Origin of the sequence: Ureibacillus yapensis (genome assembly GCF_003515775.1) — a bacterium.
In the GTDB taxonomy this organism is placed as follows: domain Bacteria; phylum Bacillota; class Bacilli; order Bacillales_A; family Planococcaceae; genus Ureibacillus; species Ureibacillus yapensis.
The window spans coordinates 37,504-55,790 of record NZ_QWEI01000012.1 but is presented as its reverse complement, the minus strand read 5'-3'; the positions used below and the strand labels follow the sequence as shown (position 1 = coordinate 55,790).

Below are 18,287 nucleotides of genomic sequence, written 5' to 3'. Positions count from 1 at the left end.
TAAGAAAAGACACAACTCGATTAAAAAAGGTCGAATTGTGTCTTCATATGATTGGATATCAATAATGCTTTCGAATTGAGTTATTGACTAACTTTAGTTAAATAAGGATTTGAAAGTTCCATGCCATGCAAAGTTAAACCAAGGGCTTTTGCGACACCTTCGCCGTAAGCCGGATCTGCCAGGTAGCAGTGCAGGATATGGCGGCGTTGGATGAACTCTTCTACACCTTGCAAGTTTGCAGCTGTATTGTCGAATAGACGCTGTTGCTCTTCAGCCGTCATTAAGTTGAATAATTTGCCTGGCTGTTCGAAGTAGTTGTTATCATCTTCGCGGAAATCATAGATATCAGCCGGACCATCCAAAGCAAGAGCAGGGTCTTTGTATTGCGGTTGAGCTTGCAATGCACCGTAGCTATTTGGATAGTATGTTAAAGCGCTGCCGTTGTTGCCATCAGCACGGCCTTGGCCATCGCGGTGGTATACCATGAATGGACACCGTGGCTGGTTGACCGGAATTTGGTGGTGGTTCACACCTAAACGATAGCGAGCAGCATCTTGGTAAGCAAATAGACGCGCTTGCAGCATGCGGTCAGGCGAGAACGAAATACCAGGCACTACGTTGGATGGAGCAAATGCCGCTTGCTCAACATCAGCGAAGTAGTTTTCCGGGTTGCGGTTTAATTCGAATTCACCAACCGGGATTAATGGATATTCAGATTTGTACCATACTTTTGTTAAATCAAATGGGTTATCTTTTGAATTGCGAGCTTGCTCTTCCGTCATTACCTGGATGTACATTTTCCATTTTGGGAAATCGCCTTTTTCGATTGAGTCGAATAAGTCACGTTGTGAAGATTCGCGGTCTTGGCCGATTACTTTCGCCGCTTCTTCATCAGTTAAGTTTTTGATGCCTTGTTCTGTACGGAAGTGGAATTTCACATATACGCGCTCGTTGTCTGCATTGATCATCGAGTATGTGTGAGAACCGAATCCGTGCATGTGACGGTAACCATCGGGGATACCGCGGTCAGACATTACGATTGTCACTTGGTGTAAGCTCTCAGGCAGGCTAGTCCAGAAATCCCAGTTGCTGTTCGCATTGTGCATGTTCGTTTTAGGGTCGCGCTTAACGACGTGGTTTAAATCCGGGAAGTGCATTGGATCACGGAAGAAGAATACAGGTGTGTTGTTTCCGACTAAATCCCAGTTGCCTTCTTCAGTGTAGAATTTAAGCGAGAAACCACGGATATCACGCTCTGCATCAGCAGCACCGCGTTCCCCGGCAACTGTAGAGAAACGGGCGAACATTTCTGTTTTCTTGCCAACTTCAGAGAAGATTTTTGCTTTTGTATATTTTGTTATGTCATGAGTGACAGTGAAAGTGCCGAATGCTCCCGAACCTTTGGCATGCATACGGCGTTCCGGAATCACTTCACGGTTAAAATTAGCTAATTTCTCTATTAGGAAAACATCCTGAAGCAAAATCGGTCCACGGCGACCAGCCGTTAAAGCATCATCATGACTGACAACCGGTGCACCAGTAATAGTTGTTAAACGTTGATTATTATTTGTCATGTAGGGAACCTCCTGATTATTATTACCTCTTCAAAAAACAGTATAGCAAACCTACATCATAATTTCTACTAAATTATAATAATTCTTTTTAAGAAATGTTTATAATCTCTTTGGACAGTGAAAATATTTAGTGGAGGAATCTTGAAAGCACAGGGAACGCTGATGCAAAAGGTTCTTAAGGGTGGGATGTAGGATATTGCTCATTATATATAGTGTATTCAAGTTTGCTTTTTTCTAGAATCAGCAATAGATTAATAATGTTGATGTGTGAGAAAAATCACTCTTATTGAAAATGAGAGGGTCTAATTGAAAAAGTTATTTCTTAATATTATTGAAGTATAATAGCGTTGCTGAAAAGGAAGTGGGATTGCATTTTTATTGGAGAATGCAAAAAAACCGCACCCTTGCTAGATGCGGTTATTATTTGGAAATTTAGAAGTCGCTTCATTTTAATATTCGATTTTTTTATTAGTTAGAGTGAATTTCCTGTACTCGTCCAATCTGGCCATCTGTAAGCCTAACTTTAATGCCGTGGGGATGCGTACCTGATTTTGTGAGAATATCTTTCACGATGCCTCTAGTAAGCTTTCCTGTTTTTTGGTCTTTTTTTAGAACAATATCAACAGTGATTCCCGGTAATATATCTTTCCGATTTTGGCCGTTCATCAGACACCCATCTTTCTGCGGGTATTGCTTGTTTTTTTTGTTTGCTGGCTTTTCATTTTTTTCGTTGAAAGATCTGTTTTCATTTTACCGTTGCCAGCAGAGGCATTGTTCTTTTTGTTTTCAAGCTGCTTCTTTACTGCTTCTTGCAGGCTGATTTTCTTTTTTGGCGCTTCGGATTGATGGTTCTCGGTCATGGGAAATTCCTCCATTATACATAGTAGTGCTTCTTAGTATAATCTATTGCCGCTTATTGTGAAAGAATATAGTTGAAAGAGGAGATGAAGGCGAGAGGAAAGAGCGCTGATAATGATTAAGGAAAAATAATAATACTCTGGAGCAAGATATACCGGAACCGTAAAGGGTAAAAATGAAAGGAAACAACATATATGAATGAATTAAACCATCCATACATTCGAGAACTTGTTCATATCTATACTAAACACGCCGATGCGGAATATGCTGAGTGGTCCAAGAAATATTTGAGAAATCAATTTGACTTTTTAGGTATTCGAGCGCCTATTCGTCGAAAATTAACAAATCAGTATATAAAAGAACACGGATTGCCTTCTAATGGTGATCTAAAAGATATCATTTTTTGTCTGTGGGATTTACCGGAAAGAGAATATCAACAAGCGGCGTTGGATATTCTTGATAAAGCTAAAAAAGGCCTCACATCCAGTGAGATGCCTTGGTTATCCTCGTTGATTGTGAAAAAGTCATGGTGGGAGACGGTAGATGTACTGTCGCCTCATATCTTTGGATATATGTTTTTAAAGAATGATGAACTTGTTCCTTTATATGCAGAGAAATGGATTGAAGATGAGAATATCTGGCTGCAAAGAGCGGCAATTTTATATCAGCTCAAGTTTAAAGAAAAAACAAATGAAGAGCGCCTATTTCGATATATTTTAAGAAGAGCAAATAGTGATGAATTTTTTGTCCAAAAGGCAATCGGATGGGCATTGCGCGAATATGCTAAAACCAGCCCTGAAAATGTGAAAAACTTTGTTTCGCAACATCGATTAAAACCGCTTAGTGAGCGGGAGGCTTTAAAACATTTTTCCTAAAGATAAACGCCAACTATTGAACAAACCAACACCGGAGGGCCTTGGAAAACATAAAAAAACCGCATCTTTTCTCAAGACGCGGTTTGAGTTTTATTCACAAGAATTTTATTGCTTTGATATGTGGCATTTTCGAAGAAGCACAGCTATTTGGAGCTTGCGCTTTTTTCATTTATCTGTTCATAAATGGTTGTTCTGTTTCGGCCCGTTTGTTTAGAATGATAAAGCGCTGTATCTGCACGCTCTATGATTGTTTTTGGATGATGGTCTTCATCTCTTAAAACGGTAATTCCTAATGAAATAGTGATTGGTTCTCCTGTTGGACTGATGGTATTGGCAATTCCGGTTCTTAGTTTTTCGGCAATTTGGACTGCTTCTTCTGTTTGGATGCCTTTTAATAGGAGAATAAATTCCTCGCCGCCATAACGGAAACAGCCATCATCTTCCCGGCAATAGTCCTGCAGAATATTGGCTACATACTTCAACACATCGTCCCCAACCAAGTGGCCATACGTATCATTTACTAATTTGAATCGGTCAATATCGAACATAATGACGGCAAAAGGCGTTTTTGTTTCAACCCAATCCTTGATCTGTGAATCAAAAATTCGTCTATTCGATAAACCTGTCAATCCATCCTTTTGATTTTGATCCGTTAAGAGCTGTATATGCTCCTGTATGTCATGATAAAGCTGCCTTACTTCACTGATGGAAGATTTTAATTGGATCTGCTTATTGGTTTCGTGCACTTTTCCATTCACGATGGCATTACGGGAAAACACCGCCAATTTTGTAAGTGGGGTCGAAATCCGGCTGGAAATAATAAGTGCAGCGATTAAAATAATAATAAGCAGAGGCAGTGAATTGATAATCACTTTTTTAGTGAGCTCTTCCAGCGGGTTTTCCATGATGGAGACGGGCGTCTGTGAAACCACTACCCAGTCCGTGTTCTCCAAGTATGCATAACCCGTAAAATATTCGATATCTTCATTTCCGATGAACTTCGCTGAACCGCTTTCCTTTTTCGAAATAATGTCCATTATCGGATATTCTGCAATATTGACGTTAATATCTTTTTTATTGGTGTGGAAGATAATGGTCCCCTGGTGATCTACAATAAAACTGGATGAGTTATCCAAAATAACCTGATTCCCCAGTAAACTGTTCATTGTGTTTTCTCCATTGATATAAACCGTCCCGCCAACAGTCCCTTTATATGTACCTTGATCATCGTATACAGGATGTGAAATCAAGATAAGCAAATTCCCTGATTGAACCAAGTAGGGACTGGAAATGAATGGTCGCCTTTCTTCTAAAGCCTTATTCATTAATGGATCCCTCAATTGGGTGCCTGGGTGTACTTTATTGTTCCCTATTTTAAGAGGGCTCATCCACAATACAACCCCTTGGTCATCGGTAGAAAAAATTGAATTGAAACTGTTGCCATTAGCCAAATACCATTGATTCATCTTTTCTTGTGTAAAATTCCCGTCTGCAATGCTTTTTGAAAGATTTTCAACATTCTCTTTCATCTCTTCGATTAATACACTCGTATCCAATGCGGTTTTTTTGGCGTATTCATAATTTTTATTCAAATAATTTTCCGTTAATGTTTCATTCAACACGGCTTTCATCGAATAGCCGGTTACCAAAGTAGTCAGCAAAATTGTCAGCAGTACCAACATGCTGATAATATAACGGAGCTTCATCCCATTGTGTTTTCTCATCATACAATTTAACCCTTGTCCTATAAATTCCTTTGATAAATTTACCACTATTAACCAATAAAATATACACTTTATGAGTAAATTCCCAATTTTGTAAAATTTGTAATAACTATTATACTAGTAATTTAGGAGTTTTCACATTTTACCAAAACGATTTAGTTAATATAATCGAGTAATATAATTAGTGTCCAGTATAGTCTAATTTTCCCGGTTGCGAAAGAAAATTATATAGATGGATAGTTTACCCTTGCGAAATGAAGAGCTAATTCGGAAAGTTTATGGGTGTAACTAGCGGGAATAAGAAATTAGAGAAAGATTTCAATAATCAAAGGAGGACTGCAAAGTGGCAAATGAAATGAATAAGACGTTTGCTGAACAAGTGCCCGGCGAAGAACGTTTGAAATTGGCGGCCGTTGCAATGGCCGAAAACAAAAAGCTGCATGAAAACGGACAAGCGGAAAAAGAAACGAATAAAATTATTAATGCAGATACGGTAAAGGAAATCATCAATGATTGGCCGGCTACAGCGAAAATGGCTGCCGAAAATACGATGAAATTTTACGGGCCGCCAAACGAAGCAACACAAAGCTACCTGGTCTGGCATAATAATGGACCTTGGAAACGTACGATTGCATTCAAGGATGGCGTGCCGCATGATTTCCCGGAACCGCATACCGATGTGCTTGAACAATTCATTGATTACCATGTTCCGGCAGACAAAGTAGGACTCGTTGCGCAGCTGGAAGGCAGCCTGGTAATCGACCGCACAAAAGGGGAAGTGTCGGTTCATTGCGATAATGAAGGGGCAAACACACTTTCCATGAACATGATGCATGAAGTGGTGACAGGACAACGAACGCCTCAAGAGGCAAGGGAATTCATCAAAAAAGAAATTGTGGAATATATGATGAACCGACCGGCGCCATATGCCGAGAAGTTCCAGTTCCAATTGCTTCAAGGTGAGCATTGGGACCCGGATGTGACTGTTGTGGAAGATCAAGAACTCATGAAGGCTGTTACCCAGAAGCAAAAAGAACTTGGACTCCACTAAAGAAACTATAAATTAAAGGACGTGTCTTTGGGCTGAGACACGTCCTTTCTGCATCTAAAGGCCCTTTAATGAAATTGTCGATTTTGCCTCATACTAGGCATGAGGTGGAAAAAATGACAATTGTACGACTGGGTTATGTGGCCATGAGCATGAAGCTTAAAAATGCCTCGCCATCCCAAACGATGACGTTTGCAGCGTTCCAAAAAATTAAGGATCGTGAAGCTGCCATCCGAAAATTGGAACGGATTGCCCTCGCCAATTTAGAAAATACACATCGACTGCTGAAACATAATGCGGCAAATGAAATTCATTTTTATCGCTTAACTTCACGTCTGATTCCGCTTGCCAATCACGGAGAACTGGCGGATTGGAATTATATAAAACCACTGAAAGAAAAACTGGCGGCAATAGGGGACTTTGCATTAAAGCATGGCATCAGAATCGATTTTCATCCAGACCATTTTGTTGTGATAAACTCCCCGGATAAAGATGTACTGAAGAATTCACTAAAAACCCTAAAAATGCATTATCTTTTGCTAAAAGGAATGAAAATCGATCCTGCTCATCGATGTGTACTCCATGTAGGAGGCAATTATAAAGAAACAGAAAAGTCGCTGGAACGTTTCGTGGATAACTGGATGGATGTGCCAAGAGGCATTCAAAAGATGATTCTCCTTGAAAATGACGATACTTCTTTTACAATGCAAGATACACTGTATCTATGCGAAAAGCTGGGCATTCCTCTTGTATTTGATTATCACCATCATCTCGCTCACCACCGAAATGCGGAGTGGGAGGAAGAGTGGGAACGCATTGCGGCAACATGGAAAGATTCACCGCTTCCTATTAAAATGCATATCTCGAGCCCAAAAAGCCAGACGGAATTCCGCCATCATTCGGATTTTGTGGATGCAGAGATGTTTTTTGACTTTTTAAACGCCATTAAGGGAACCGTTCCGGAAATTCATTGCATGATTGAGGCAAAACAGAAAGATGCAGCTTTATTTGCGTTGATGGATGAAATCAAAAAAAGAAGCGATGCAGAAATAATTGATGGGTCTTCATTTTACTTAAAGTAAATCACGATTTTTAAAGACACAGTGACATCAACAGGACGCTGCGATAAGTCCTTGGTGCCGCTGTATTTTTATTTATCTTTTACATGTGAGCAGGTTGCGCCCTTCCTTACTATTAACCATTCCGATGTTGCCTGCATAATATAGAGCTCGCTACCTATTTGGGCAAAGGGTGTCTGTAATTATGTCAATTATTAGTCATGTATCAAGAATACATCTTTTTGAAGTGCATCTTCAATTGAGCGCAGGAAATTATTTCATATAATATAGACTCATGGAGGAAAGAAAACCATGACATTACGTCGAGAGCAAAGTGAGATCAATCAAAAAGAGTTAGTTGAGTTTCTATCATTATATCAATCTGAAAATGGTTTAACAGAGGACTGGGTAACCAACCGTTTAGATGAAATAGACAAAATGGGAGAGTTTATCCCAACGACCGAGGAGCTGACCTTTGGAGCGAAAGTTGCATGGAGAAATAGCAACCGTTGTATCGGGCGCTTTGTTTGGAATACCTTGCATGTATTTGACGAGCGCCATCTGGAAACCGAAGAAGAAATATTCCATGCACTTCTTCGTCATATTGAGTATGCGGGGAATGGCGGGAAAATCCGGCCAACGATTACAATTTTTAAGCCAAAAATGCTGAGAATATGGAATAACCAATTAATCCGCTATGCGGGCTATGAAACGGAATATGGCATCATAGGGGACCCAGATTCCATTAAATTTACGAAAATTTGTGAAAAGATGGGCTGGAAAGGGGAAGGAACCGCCTTTGATGTGCTGCCCCTTGTTATTCAATTAAGGGAAGAGGAGCCTGTATTTTTCGATATTCCAAAAGAATACATCTTGGAAGTGGCAATTCGCCATCCGCAATACGACCAGCTATCGCATTTGAATTTAAAATGGTATGGTGTCCCGATCGTCTCCAATATGAAGCTAAGCCTTGGCGGAATTGAATTTAATGCGGCGCCATTTAACGGCTGGTATATGGGGACGGAAATCGGTGCGCGGAATTTCGCGGACGTTAACCGCTATAATTTATTGCCTGCCGTCGCTGAACTGTTGGGCATTGATACGAAGTCCAACAGTTCACTCTGGAAGGATCGTGCGCTGGTTGAGTTAAATGTGGCGGTTCTTCATTCGTTTAAAGAAGATGGGGTAAGTATTGTCGATCACCATACTGCAGCACAGCAGTTTAAATTATTTGAGCAGCAAGAAGTTGAGGCGCAGCGTCAAGTTACCGGAAACTGGACTTGGCTCATTCCACCGGTATCCCCGGCGACAACGCATATTTTCCATAAACCGATCGAAAACTTGATAAAAAAGCCAAATTACTTTTATCAAAAGAGCCCTTTTTAACTTCCTTTGTGACGAAAACATTAGCGACAATGAACAAAGGAGGCTGCCGGAAATCGATCATTCCGGCGAGCCTCCTTATTAACGTTTTTTTAAGATAATATCGATTAATTCATCGCGATCGATAAGGTAGACATCATTTGTCTCAGCCAGTTTTTCCGCTTGTCTTGTGAAATAACTATTGGTCACAACCCAGGCTTGCGTTGCTTCATACATTTTCAATGCCCCGATGATTTCCTGGACCGCTTTGACGCCGACATTCCCGGAATAGCGTTTTGCCTGAACCGCAATAACATCTTCCCGGTCTTCCAGTATTAAATCGGCTCCGTAATCCCCGGAAGCTTTTGTGTAGGATACTTTATAGCCTCGTTTTTTAAAAAGATGCCCCAGGAATTCTTCAAACTCTTCACCTGTCATAGCATCAATTTCTTTTATGCCCGCTCTTCTCAAGCGAGCCGAGCCTCTTGTCCTCAGCCAAACCTTAAAAACAATGAATAGGATCAGGAAAATAACCACTGCACCGATCGCACCATCAGTGGTTCCCGTATAATGCCATCCGCCATAAGCAATTGCTGACAGAAAAAGGATTGGAATTAATCGAATGCGTGATGTCTTTTTTTCTTTGCGCTTTCCCAACAAGGTATACCCCTTTAACGAACGATTTTCATTAGTATAACATAAAAGGGGTACGTATGTTTGCTTTTGCTATCTTATCCTATAAGTAGCGGTCTTTGGCGCTGATAAAGGCAACAACGAATAGTGCTAATGAAGAAGCGATAAATAATGCATTCGGAATGTTCCAGCTGCCTGTGAAATCATGCAAATAACCAAATAACACCGGCCCGCCTGCGGCTAATAAATAACCGATCGATTGAGCGAATCCGGAGATTTGAGCAGCTTCATAGCCTGTTTTAGTCCGCAAAGTAAAGAACATCATGACAATCCCGAAGGAAGCCGCACTTGCCATACCAAGGCAAATCATCCACAAAATCGAGAAGTCCGTAAGCTCAAAGAATATTCCCCCAAATCCAATCAGATAAAGCACCGTAAACATATAGACGATTGACCTTTGAGAACTAAGTTTTTCGGCAATAATAGGAATCAGAAATGTCATGGGAATTTGCACAAGCTGCATGAAGGACACCAGCCAGCCGGCTTCCTCCGCCGAGTAACCCTGTGAAACCAGTATTTCAGGCAGCCATGTAGTAATACAATAATAAAGAAGTGATTGCAATCCCATCGATGCTGCAATTGCCCAAGCGAGCGGCTTTCTCCAGATTTTGATTTCAACCGTGTTGGCTTCGGCAGTTGAGAGAGTATTCAATTCAACTTTTTCTCCGCGTAAAAGAGGAATCCATGCAATCAATGTAAGGATTGCTAAAACCAAGGACATGGCTAATGCACCCTGCCATCCCCAAGATGTATTCTCTGCAACGGGATTGCTGAGGCCAAGGCCCGCCCCAGCTGAAAGATTCATGGAGACGGTATAAATTCCTGTTAATAACCCAACATGCAATGGAAATCTAAGTTTAAAAAGACTTGGAACCAACACATTGCCAAATGAAATGGCCACACCGATCAGGACAGTTCCAAAGAGCAAAAGCGAAGTTGTCCCAAGGGAACGTATAATAATCCCGATCGCTAGCAAAATAACCGAATAGAACAATGTTTTTTCCATTCCGAGTCTGCGTGCTATATTTGGTGCGAAAGGGGAAACTAACGCAAACGCAAGTAAAGGAATTGTTGTCAGGGATCCAGCAAGTACATTCGAAATTCCGAGAGAATCACGAATAGATGAAATAATGGGTCCAACTACCGTTAAAGGAGTCCTTAACGTAGATGCAAGAAAAATAATTGCAATCACAAAAGTAAGAGTTGAAGCCGTTATCTTGAACTTCTTGCTTTTAGGGTTCTGTTTTTTAGCAGTCATCAGTTTCCTCCAAAATGGTTAAGAAAATTCTACCAATTAAATAATAGAAGTTTTCATGTTAAACTTAAATACGATTCATTTCTATCTTACCCCTTAGGGGATTTTAGTTAAAGTTAAAAATACGATTTTAGATGCTGTTTTGCTATGCAAGGATCATGGAGATTCTGTATATCGGTCAGTTGTAATTAAAGGAGTTTTTTTATATGCGTGACAAACATAGAGAGAGTCAACCCCAGCTAAAAAGGACCTTGAAAAGTCGCCATATTTCCATGATTTCTCTTGGAGGAACCATTGGGACCGGCCTATTCCTGGCAAGCGGGGCTTCCATCGCACAAGCTGGCCCTGGCGGCGCACTCGTTGCTTATGCGGTGATTGGGGTCATGGTATATTTCTTAATGACAAGTCTTGGGGAAATGGCAGCCTACATGCCAACGTCAGGGTCGTTTAGTACATATGCCACAAAATTTGTCGATCCCGCCTTTGGATTTGCAATGGGGTGGAATTACTGGTACAACTGGGCAATTACCATTGCTGCCGAGATTTCCGCGGTGACCTTGATTATGAAATATTGGTTCCCTGATAGTTCTTCCGCGCTATGGACAATTTTATTTATTGCAGTGGTATTAACGTTTAATCTGTTATCTGTAAGAGCATATGGTGAAAGTGAATATTGGTTCGCAATGATTAAAGTGGTAACTGTAATTGTCTTTATCATCGTATCGTTCTTGATGATTTTCGGTATTTTAAAGGGACATGATCCTGTTGGATTTGAAAACTTCTTCGTGGGAGATGCACCGTTTAACGGAGGGTTCCTGGCCATCTTCGGAATTTTCCTGGCGGCTGGTTTCTCATTCCAAGGAACAGAGCTCCTGGGAATCACGGCAGGGGAGACGGATGATCCGGGCAAGAATATTCCCAAAGCTGTGCGTTCAGTCTTTTGGAGAATTTTATTGTTTTATATTTTATCCATTTTTGCAATTGGATTGCTGATTCCTTACACAGATCCAAGGTTATTATCCGAGGATATTGCGGTTTCTCCATTTACGTTGGTATTTGATAAATTAGGGATTGCCTTTGCAGCTTCCGTGATGAATGCCATCATTTTAACGGCCATGCTTTCAGCAGGGAATTCAGGGCTTTATGCCTCATCTCGTATGCTTTGGCAGCTGGCAATCGATGGGAAAGCCCCAAAAGTCTTCGCAAAATTATCAAAACGCGGCATTCCTGTTTATGCTTTACTTGCTACATTGGCGGTTGGATGCCTTGCATTCCTTTCTTCTTTCTTCGGAGATGGCGTCGTTTATATGTGGTTATTGAATGCATCAGGGTTGTCCGGATTTATCGCTTGGGTAGGGATTGCAATCAGCCATTATCGTTTCCGTAAAGCTTATGAGCTGCAAGGACTTGATATGCGCAAGCTTCCTTATAAAGCGAAATTATTCCCGTTTGGCCCATTATTGGCCTTGGCAATCTGTTTAATTGTTATAGCAGGCCAGAATTACACGGCCTTTACCGGCGGTGAAATCGACTGGTACGGAATTGCCGTTTCCTATATTGGCATTCCGCTATTCCTTGCATTATGGCTTGGTTATAAAATCAAACACAAAACCAAAATAGTACCTTTAGAAAAATGCGATTTAAGATCAACAAAATAAAATCTAGAGTCGGCAAATTTCATGAAAAGTGAAATTTGCCGGCTTTTTTCTATCTTAGAGAAAGCGAATGGAAATATTTAAATAATAATAGTTTAATTTTCAGGGTAAAAGAACCGATTTTCTAACAAGAAGTTGTGGAGATAAAAGATGTAGGAAATGATATAATTTTCCAAAAAGGTTAGTCTGTTTAATTTGTTATCAAAATTGACTTTTTGTTGCCATGAAAGGGTGAATGCGAATGTCGAAAAAATTGCAAGAGATCATTAATAATGTCAAAACAATTCAAAAATCTTTCACCGAGCCAACATCGATTCTCATTACTGACACTGAGCAGATTCTTGTTCAAGTGAAGGCGGAGTTTGATACGACTAATATACCTGTTGGAACATTGCTTAATACATTGCCAAATCCACTTCTAGAGGATTCACTAAAGACAGGAAGGGTAAATCGGCTGGAATTTGGTCCAGATAATGAGTTTGGCTTACCTTTTATCGTGACTTGGAATCCCATTATAGATAATCGAAAAGTTGTTGGGTTAATCATTACAACTACATCAACTGAAAAGGTAGATTTTCTGCGCAGTACAGCAAATAATTTACTCAAGACTATGGGTGAAATGACCGAAATGACTGAGCAATTAGCCAAGGTTTCTGATGTCATTTCCGTTAATATCCAAAATATTTCAAGTGATTCTGAATCTATTATTAAAATGGTTGAGGACGCATATCAAGTAATTAAATCTGTACAGGGTGTTGCGAACCAATCCAAGATATTAGGGTTAAACGCCGCTATTGAGGCTGCAAGGGCAGGGGAATATGGGAAAGGGTTTTCGGTAGTCGCAAATGAGATTAGAAGAATGGCCGATCAGAGCAAAGATTCGGCTGTTAATATTATCCGATATCTTGAAAAAGTCAATGAAGCGGTGGGTAAAAATAATACATCAATCCAGGAAATCGCTGCCATGGCAGAAGAACACTCAGCAACTCTTGAGGACTTTAGAGGCTCTTTTGACAGGATTGGCCAGGCAGCTGAAGGATTTCTGAAATCAACTCAGCTATCATAAAAGAAATAAAGATTTTAAATAAAAGAGTATTTGCAGTCGAAACCTCAGGAAGGGAAACCCTTTGTGAGGTTTCTATCGTTTTTAGGCTATAACTATAAAGGGTATAACATAGATAGAGCCTATAAAATACCTTGATTAAACCAGCACTTACTGGGAAGAGTACAAATAATCGGCGGTGTATGAAGTGAAAAGATATTCAATAGTTTGAAATTTCCTTGTTATAATAACTATAGAAATTAGTACATGAGGTAAAGGGTGTAGCAAATGACGGTATCAATGGGGTTTTTCAGAAAAATAGAGCAATGGTTAATTGATGAACAATCGGGCGAAATTTTGTTTTTGCCATTTCAGGCAGATGGAAATGCTTATAAATCAAAGGTTCTTTTAGTAGGATCACAACCAGAACCCCTGATTCAGATTGGCAATGCAGATATTCAATTCCTGGCCGATGCGTTGGTTGATCGACATCTATTTCAAGATGTTTTTCAAGAAGAAATTTCGGAGGCGTCGCGTGAATATAGAGGGGCCTTGAATTTTGCATCATGGATGAAAGAGAATTTAAAGCAGCAAGTTGTTTTTTCAAGTTTAAACTGCCTGAATGTAGAAGACGAACTCCTAAAACAGCTGAAGAAAAGCAAAGACCCGCTCTATTTGAGAGGGTTTGAAATTTTCAAGGAAGTAATCGATGAACTTGAGCCGGAATTATTAATCATCCAAGGTGCCCCAACCTTTAAACAGTTTATCGAACGCTTTAAAGAGCATTTGGCAGATTATGCAGAGGAAGATTTGCTGCAATCAGTGCAGGTCCTCGAACAAAAAGGAAGCATTGGGCAATTAAAGTTAAATAACGGTAAAAAAGCACAAATTTTGGTTTGCAGAAGTATGGGGGCTTTCGGAAAAACAGGTAAATCATTTGGAGAATTCAAATCAATATTGGAAGGAATTTTTCAGTAAAATTTAATTATTGAAAGGGAATTCAACTGCAAAAACCGAACATTATTACTAAAAAAGTTGGAAAAACGGTTAATTTCCGAATAATTAGAATCGTTTTATTATTTTTGAAGTATTGCAATCAATAAAATCCGTGTTTATAATGAGGACATTCTTTACAGAATCTTAACAAATTAATTCACTCATATAACGGCGAGAATATGGCTCGCAAGTTTCTACCGACTTACCGTAAATAAGTCGACTATGAGAGAAACCAGTTTAGATCCGAATGTTCCTTTTTTGCGGAGTATTTTTTCGGTATCTTGTATCTTTCGAATTTCCAGCTCGGAAGACTTGTTTCCCTCATGGCGGAACAAGTTTTCCGAGCTTTTTATTTGCGGATCAAAATGAAATTTGACGATTATCCACATTAAGAATAAACCCAACTCGACATATTTTGGACCGGGTTGTGATGTTCTAATCTGAACTGAAGGAGAGAAATCATCATATGGAATTGCTAAAAGAAAAAATTCTAAAAGAAGGACGCGTATTGTCGGATAGCGTTTTAAAAGTAGATTCTTTTTTAAACCATCAAATTGACCCGCTGTTAATGAAAGAGATTGGTGATGAATTTGCGAATCGTTATTCAGATGAAGTGATTACCAAAGTATTGACAATCGAGTCATCCGGAATTGCGCCAGCAACCATGTTGGGACTGACGATTGGAGCACCCGTTGTTTTTGCACGAAAGCGCAAATCGCTAACTTTGGCTGATAACCTTTATTCGGCAAGCGTGCATTCATTTACAAAAAACGAAACAAATGAGATTTCGGTTTCGAAAGATTATTTATGCGAAGACGATAATGTATTGATCGTTGATGACTTTCTGGCAAATGGTGAAGCGGTAAAAGGCTTGCTGGACATCGCAGAGCAAGCAGGTGCACATGTGATTGGCGTTGGAATCGTCATTGAAAAAGGTTTCCAGCAAGGCGGGCAACAGTTGCGCGAGCAGGGAATCCGCATCGAATCTCTGGCAAACATCAAATCTTTAACAAACGGAAAAGTAGAATTTTTTGACTAAAAAGCAGAAGCGCCCTGCTAAATTTTGCAGGGCGGCTTGCTCCCGAATAAGTAATTATACATATAAGTTAAAGGAGAGAATGTTCAAATGAACAACGTAAAAGCAACAACGCTGGGTATACAGCATTTACTTGCGATGTATGCAGGGGCGATTTTGGTGCCATTGATCATCGGCGGCGCTTTAGGGTTTAATGCAACGCAAATGACCTATTTAGTTGCAATCGACATTATGATGTGCGGGGTTGCGACATTACTGCAAGTCATGCGCGGAAAAGCATTCGGAATCGGATTGCCTGTCGTTTTGGGCTGTACGTTTACAGCGGTAAGTCCAATCATTGCAATTGGATCAGATAAGGGGCTTGGAGCAGTTTATGGTTCAATCATTGCATCCGGACTTATTATCATTTTAATTGCCGGAGTATTCGGTAAATTGGTGAAATTCTTCCCGCCAATTGTTACAGGCTCTGTCGTTACTATTATCGGAATTTCACTTATCCCGGTTGCCATCAACAACATGGGTGGCGGACAAGGGGCACCTGACTTTGGATCAGCATCCAATATTGGCTTGGCAATGGTTACATTAATCGTTATTTTATTGATCTACCGTTTTACAACAGGATTTACACGTTCTATCTCGATTCTTTTAGGGTTAGTTATGGGGACGGTTATTGCGGCTTTCTTAGGGAAAGTGAATTTCTCTCCTGTAGCAGATGCTTCCTGGTTCCATATGGTGCAGCCATTCTACTTTGGAGCGCCAACATTTGATATTGCCGCCATTCTTACAATGACATTGGTTGGTATGGTTTCCTTGGTAGAATCGTCAGGAGTGTATTTTGCATTAAGTGATATCACAAAAAAGCCGCTCTCTTCAAAGGATTTAGCTAAAGGATATCGTTCTGAAGGGCTGGCTTCCATCATCGGTGGTATTTTCAACGCTTTCCCATATACGACTTTCTCGCAAAATGTAGGATTATTAAAAATGACGGGCGTAAAAGAACGTAAAGTAATTGCAATTACAGGCGGATTATTAGTCCTGCTTGGTTTCCTTCCGAAAGTAGCAGCGTTGACAACAATTATTCCAACACCAGTTCTTGGCGGGGCAATGCTGGCGATGTTCGGTATGGTCGTGACGCAAGGGATTACAATGCTTGCACCCGAAATTGCACGTTCATCGGAAAACGCCATGATCGCAGCCACTGCTGTAGGATTAGGTGCTGGAGTTGCCTTTGTACCTAATATCTTTGCCGCGTTGCCGGAATGGTTGGCTGTATTCACTTCAAACGGGATTGTATGTGGATCTGTTACGGCTATCGTATTGAATGTTCTATTTAACATGATGGGAACGAAAAAAATAGAATCCATACAAACTCAGCCTTTAAATGAAAATAATAAGCAAACTGCATAGCCAATTGATAAGCTTTAAAAAAGGTGCCTCCTCATTTGGGAAGCACCTTTCTTTATTATTCCGCGTTTGGAGAAATCATTTTCTTCGGATCAATATATTCATCAAATTGTTCTTCAGTTAGAAGTCCCAATGATATTGCGGACTCTTTTAAAGTTGTTCCTTCTTTATGCGCTTTTTTTGCAATCTTTGCCGCATTTTCATACCCGATATAAGGATTTAATGCAGTCACAAGCATCAATGAATTTTCAAGGTTACGCTCAAGAACTTCAATGTTTGGCTCGATTCCGATTGCACAATTGTCATTAAATGATTTCATGCTGTCTGCAAGCAGGCGGGCAGATTGCAGGAAGTTGTAAATAATCACAGGCTTAAAGACATTTAATTCAAAATTCCCTTGAGATGCCGCAAAAGCAATGGTTGCATCATTTCCAACCACTTGTGTAACAACCATCGTCAAGGCTTCACTTTGTGTTGGGTTTACTTTTCCAGGCATAATGGAGCTGCCCGGCTCATTTTCCGGAATCGTAATTTCCCCAATCCCGCTTCGTGGACCACTTGCAAGCCAGCGGACATCATTGGCAATTTTCATTAAATCGACCGCAAGCGCTTTTAATGCACCGTGAGCGGAAACAATTTCATCATGGCTTGTCAAAGCATGGAATTTATTTTCGGAAGATTTAAATTCCTGTCCAGTTAAGGCACTAATTTCCGCCGCCACCATATCGCCAAATTGCGGGTGGGCATTGATGCCTGTACCAACTGCGGTACCACCAATGGCAAGGTCTTTCAGGAATTGAGTATTGACCATAATCATCTTTTCGGATTTTACCAGCATATGGTGCCAGCCGCTAATCTCTTGGCCTAGTGTAAGAGGGGTTGCGTCCTGCAGATGTGTACGGCCAATTTTAATAATATCATTGAAGTTTTCCGATTTTTCTTTTAGTGTTGCTTTTAATAATTGAAGTCTGGGCATTAAATAGTTTTCTACAATTTCCACCGCTGCAATATGCAAAGCAGTAGGGAATGTATCATTGGAGCTTTGTGATTTATTGACGTCATCGTTTGGGTGGACACGTTCAGCACTGCCTTGTTCTTCAAGCAACTGGTTTGCGCGATGGGCGATGACTTCATTCACATTCATGTTGGATTGTGTGCCACTGCCGGTTTGCCAAACGACCAGAGGAAATTGATCATTCCATTTACCTGCAAGGATTTCGTCCGCACTTGCCACAATCGCATTTGTTTTCACATCAGATAGTTTGCCTAATTTATTATTGGCAATCGCTGCCGCCTTTTTTAAGATGGCAAAAGCACGGATAATTTCAATTGGCATCTTTTCTTCGCCAATTTGGAAATTTTCTTTACTGCGCTGCGTTTGAGCACCCCAAATTTTGTCTGCCGGTACACGGATTTCACCTAAAGTATCTTTTTCAATACGATAATCCATCGATCTACACTCCTTCGTTTAAAGTAGAAATAATATTCCCAAAATTATCATAACACATTAAATGAACAACATTCTTTAACAAGGATTTTCGCCTTTATAAAAGAGGAATAACTGAATGATGATCGTAAAATTGCTGAGGATAGAAGAAAGGGGAAGAAGAATAAGATAAGGGTGGACAAAAAATTAAACACCGCTTTTACGCGAAGCTCATGGCTTTAGCAGCGGTGTTCTAGTTGGAATTCACCTTTTTGGTCACC

At 40.3% G+C, this 18,287-nt stretch carries 16 protein-coding genes and 1 riboswitch; of the genes, 9 read left to right on the top strand and 7 right to left on the bottom strand.

The genetic code is table 11. The annotated features are described in order from the left end of the window. Positions 1–80: 80 nt before the first annotated feature. The 3 genes from D1B33_RS16485 to D1B33_RS16475 form a co-directional block, all read right to left on the bottom strand. Positions 81–1,574: a catalase gene (locus tag D1B33_RS16485; RefSeq protein ID WP_118877504.1), complete on the bottom strand. Its 1,494-nt coding sequence runs from the start codon at positions 1,572–1,574 to the stop codon at positions 81–83. A gap of 468 nt (positions 1,575–2,042) precedes the next feature. Continuing rightward, positions 2,043–2,240 carry a YwbE family protein gene (locus tag D1B33_RS16480; protein WP_118877503.1) on the bottom strand — a complete coding sequence of 66 codons (198 nt, stop codon included), beginning with the start codon at positions 2,238–2,240 and terminating at the stop codon, positions 2,043–2,045. Further along, positions 2,240–2,434, bottom strand: coding sequence for a hypothetical protein (locus tag D1B33_RS16475; protein ID WP_118877502.1), 195 nt, complete (start codon positions 2,432–2,434; stop codon positions 2,240–2,242). The genes D1B33_RS16480 and D1B33_RS16475 overlap by 1 nt, the downstream gene beginning before the upstream one ends. A 192-nt stretch (positions 2,435–2,626) precedes the next feature. On the opposite strand from D1B33_RS16475, the gene D1B33_RS16470 reads away from it, so the two are divergent. Then, positions 2,627–3,307, top strand: coding sequence for a DNA alkylation repair protein (locus D1B33_RS16470; protein ID WP_118877501.1), 681 nt, complete (start codon positions 2,627–2,629; stop codon positions 3,305–3,307). Positions 3,308–3,450: 143 nt separating this feature from the next. On the opposite strand, the gene D1B33_RS16465 is transcribed toward D1B33_RS16470, so the two are convergent. Continuing rightward, positions 3,451–5,034: a sensor domain-containing diguanylate cyclase gene (locus tag D1B33_RS16465; protein WP_118877500.1), complete on the bottom strand. Its 1,584-nt coding sequence runs from the start codon at positions 5,032–5,034 to the stop codon at positions 3,451–3,453. A gap of 340 nt (positions 5,035–5,374) precedes the next feature. On the opposite strand from D1B33_RS16465, the gene D1B33_RS16460 reads away from it, so the two are divergent. From D1B33_RS16460 to D1B33_RS16450, 3 genes are all read left to right on the top strand, one after another. Further along, a complete protein-coding gene (locus D1B33_RS16460; protein ID WP_118877499.1) occupies positions 5,375–6,082 on the top strand; it encodes a hypothetical protein in 708 nt (235 codons plus the stop codon). Between the two features lie 113 nt (positions 6,083–6,195). Further along, positions 6,196–7,161, top strand: a complete 966-nt coding sequence (uvsE, locus tag D1B33_RS16455; protein WP_118877498.1) for a UV DNA damage repair endonuclease UvsE — start codon at positions 6,196–6,198, stop codon at positions 7,159–7,161. Between the two features lie 288 nt (positions 7,162–7,449). After that, positions 7,450–8,523: a nitric oxide synthase oxygenase gene (locus tag D1B33_RS16450; protein WP_118877497.1), complete on the top strand. Its 1,074-nt coding sequence runs from the start codon at positions 7,450–7,452 to the stop codon at positions 8,521–8,523. 78 nt (positions 8,524–8,601) lie between these two features. Here the strand turns inward: D1B33_RS16450 and D1B33_RS16445 are convergent, their stop codons facing one another. Both D1B33_RS16445 and D1B33_RS16440 read right to left on the bottom strand, forming a co-directional pair. Next, the gene (locus tag D1B33_RS16445; protein WP_118877496.1) at positions 8,602–9,156 is read right to left on the bottom strand and encodes a restriction endonuclease; all 555 of its coding nucleotides are present in this window, start codon (positions 9,154–9,156) and stop codon (positions 8,602–8,604) included. 79 nt (positions 9,157–9,235) lie between these two features. After that, entirely contained in the window at positions 9,236–10,450 is a 1,215-nt protein-coding gene (locus tag D1B33_RS16440; RefSeq protein WP_118877495.1) for a CynX/NimT family MFS transporter, read from the bottom strand. A 203-nt stretch (positions 10,451–10,653) separates the two neighbouring features. On the opposite strand from D1B33_RS16440, the gene D1B33_RS16435 reads away from it, so the two are divergent. The 5 genes from D1B33_RS16435 to D1B33_RS16415 all read left to right on the top strand — a co-directional run bounded on the left by D1B33_RS16435 (position 10,654) and on the right by D1B33_RS16415 (position 16,583). Further along, positions 10,654–12,105, top strand: a complete 1,452-nt coding sequence (locus tag D1B33_RS16435) for an amino acid permease (RefSeq protein ID WP_118877494.1) — start codon at positions 10,654–10,656, stop codon at positions 12,103–12,105. A gap of 238 nt (positions 12,106–12,343) precedes the next feature. Then, a complete protein-coding gene (locus D1B33_RS16430) occupies positions 12,344–13,168 on the top strand; it encodes a methyl-accepting chemotaxis protein (RefSeq protein WP_158583010.1) in 825 nt (274 codons plus the stop codon). A 264-nt stretch (positions 13,169–13,432) separates the two neighbouring features. Continuing rightward, complete coding sequence (locus D1B33_RS16425) at positions 13,433–14,122, top strand: hypothetical protein (RefSeq protein ID WP_118877492.1); 690 nt, start codon at positions 13,433–13,435, stop codon at positions 14,120–14,122. A gap of 159 nt (positions 14,123–14,281) precedes the next feature. Beyond that, positions 14,282–14,383: riboswitch (purine riboswitch) on the top strand. 223 nt (positions 14,384–14,606) lie between these two features. Further along, complete coding sequence (locus D1B33_RS16420) at positions 14,607–15,179, top strand: xanthine phosphoribosyltransferase (protein WP_118877491.1); 573 nt, start codon at positions 14,607–14,609, stop codon at positions 15,177–15,179. Between the two features lie 87 nt (positions 15,180–15,266). Beyond that, entirely contained in the window at positions 15,267–16,583 is a 1,317-nt protein-coding gene (locus tag D1B33_RS16415) for a nucleobase:cation symporter-2 family protein (RefSeq protein ID WP_118877490.1), read from the top strand. A 55-nt stretch (positions 16,584–16,638) separates the two neighbouring features. On the opposite strand, the gene fumC is transcribed toward D1B33_RS16415, so the two are convergent. Continuing rightward, positions 16,639–18,030, bottom strand: a complete 1,392-nt coding sequence (gene fumC / locus D1B33_RS16410; protein WP_118877489.1) for a class II fumarate hydratase — start codon at positions 18,028–18,030, stop codon at positions 16,639–16,641. Between the last annotated feature and the right edge of the window lie 257 nt (positions 18,031–18,287).

What these genes read in the sequence shown, in the direction of transcription:
- uvsE (WP_118877498.1), top strand. Translation starts at nt 6,196, where the DNA reads ATGACAATTGTACGACTGGGTTATGTGGCCATGAGCATGAAGCTTAAA.
- D1B33_RS16450 (WP_118877497.1), top strand. Translation starts at nt 7,450, where the DNA reads ATGACATTACGTCGAGAGCAAAGTGAGATCAATCAAAAAGAGTTAGTT.
- D1B33_RS16415 (WP_118877490.1), top strand. Translation starts at nt 15,267, where the DNA reads ATGAACAACGTAAAAGCAACAACGCTGGGTATACAGCATTTACTTGCG.
- D1B33_RS16420 (WP_118877491.1), top strand. Translation starts at nt 14,607, where the DNA reads ATGGAATTGCTAAAAGAAAAAATTCTAAAAGAAGGACGCGTATTGTCG.
- D1B33_RS16430 (WP_158583010.1), top strand. Translation starts at nt 12,344, where the DNA reads ATGTCGAAAAAATTGCAAGAGATCATTAATAATGTCAAAACAATTCAA.
- fumC (WP_118877489.1), bottom strand. Translation starts at nt 18,030, where the DNA reads ATGGATTATCGTATTGAAAAAGATACTTTAGGTGAAATCCGTGTACCG.
- D1B33_RS16435 (WP_118877494.1), top strand. Translation starts at nt 10,654, where the DNA reads ATGCGTGACAAACATAGAGAGAGTCAACCCCAGCTAAAAAGGACCTTG.
- D1B33_RS16485 (WP_118877504.1), bottom strand. Translation starts at nt 1,574, where the DNA reads ATGACAAATAATAATCAACGTTTAACAACTATTACTGGTGCACCGGTT.
- D1B33_RS16425 (WP_118877492.1), top strand. Translation starts at nt 13,433, where the DNA reads ATGACGGTATCAATGGGGTTTTTCAGAAAAATAGAGCAATGGTTAATT.
- D1B33_RS16465 (WP_118877500.1), bottom strand. Translation starts at nt 5,034, where the DNA reads ATGATGAGAAAACACAATGGGATGAAGCTCCGTTATATTATCAGCATG.
- D1B33_RS16475 (WP_118877502.1), bottom strand. Translation starts at nt 2,434, where the DNA reads ATGACCGAGAACCATCAATCCGAAGCGCCAAAAAAGAAAATCAGCCTG.
- D1B33_RS16470 (WP_118877501.1), top strand. Translation starts at nt 2,627, where the DNA reads ATGAATGAATTAAACCATCCATACATTCGAGAACTTGTTCATATCTAT.
- D1B33_RS16480 (WP_118877503.1), bottom strand. Translation starts at nt 2,240, where the DNA reads ATGAACGGCCAAAATCGGAAAGATATATTACCGGGAATCACTGTTGAT.
- D1B33_RS16440 (WP_118877495.1), bottom strand. Translation starts at nt 10,450, where the DNA reads ATGACTGCTAAAAAACAGAACCCTAAAAGCAAGAAGTTCAAGATAACG.